Source organism: Thermoplasma sp., from assembly GCF_008709555.1.
In the GTDB taxonomy this organism is placed as follows: domain Archaea; phylum Thermoplasmatota; class Thermoplasmata; order Thermoplasmatales; family Thermoplasmataceae; genus Thermoplasma.
Genome location: NZ_VYIJ01000038.1, coordinates 1 through 1,173 on the forward strand (window position 1 = coordinate 1; position 1,173 = coordinate 1,173).

General features: G+C 53.5%; 1 protein-coding gene and 1 pseudogene. Both read left to right on the forward strand.

Annotated elements, in window-relative coordinates:
• Positions 1-1,072, forward strand: a 1,072-nt coding sequence (locus F6Q11_RS07520; RefSeq protein WP_297027987.1) for an Nre family DNA repair protein, incomplete at its 5' end; no start/stop codon positions are given.
• A pseudogene (locus tag F6Q11_RS07620) lies at positions 1,069-1,173 on the forward strand (radical SAM protein); the annotation flags it as partial. The gene F6Q11_RS07520 and the pseudogene F6Q11_RS07620, both read left to right, overlap by 4 nt.

A 1,173-nucleotide genomic window follows, 5' to 3' on the forward strand; every position in this document is an offset into this window, starting at 1 on the left:
CCGTTATTGCTACCCGAAGGTATCGGTTTACCCTTCTGCCCCGCCCATAAAGGGCGATACGAGCAAGCTCTCAATCAGCTCCTCGTGGATCGACATGCCCCTTGAGGAGTTCATATCTGCAAGGCTGTCCATGCTCAGGGGATCGAAGGAGTTCAGCGTCGACGCAGCTGTGGATCCGGACAAGCTTCTGCAGAGGATACAGGAGATATCCCTTTCCAAGGGGTCGGTGGATGTCGATATACTTCTGGAAAAGCCGATAGATACATCCAGGATAGAGATCGATGACCATGTGACGCCAATGGGGCCCGCCTCGCCCATGAAGGAATTCACCGTGGATCAATCGAAGACGGACCAGCACTTGGAGAAGGTATACTACGACACGGACATGAAGGCTAAGGATGCCGTCATGCAGCTCTACTCCAACGGCATCGACGTGGAGAGGATATCGCAGTCCCTCAGCGTTGGTATAATGGGAGAGGGAAGGAACAGGAGAATAGTACCGACCAGGTGGTCAATAACGGCCGTGGACAGCATGATATCCGATGAACTCGTGGAAGATATCAAGCAGAGGCCAGCCATAGATAAATTTCTAGCGTACAGGATGCGTGTGAATGGAAACTACTTTATGGCGATTCTGACGCCATCCAACTGGATATACGAGTGGGGCGAGTCATGGTTCCCCGGCAGCACCTGGAACATGTGGGGAAACGAGGCAGAGGTCGAAATAGATTATGAGGGGTACCACGGCAGGAAGACATACCCGGACATAGGAGGCTGCTACTACTCCAGCAGGGTCGCTGTGGGCGAGGCCTTCAGGAAGATGGGCAGGAGCGGCGGTGCGATAACGTGGCGTGAGATATACCCGGGCTTCAACCTGCCGGTTGGTGTGTGGTTCGTCAGAGAAAACATGCGCAGGCTCTTCAGGCAGAAACCTGAGGTGTTCGATACGCTGGACGAGGCCATAAATTACGTTTCGGAGTGGATGAGGGTCCCACCTGAGAGGTGGAAATCCAATTCATACGTCTATAAGACCCTAAGGTACAACAACCTGGGGAGGTTCTTCAGCCTATGAGGATAATAGAGATCGATGTGAAGAGCGCCCTGCAGAGATCCGGGCTGAAGGAGCTTGACTACAGCCTTAATCCGTACCTGGGATGCATGCACAGGTGCCTG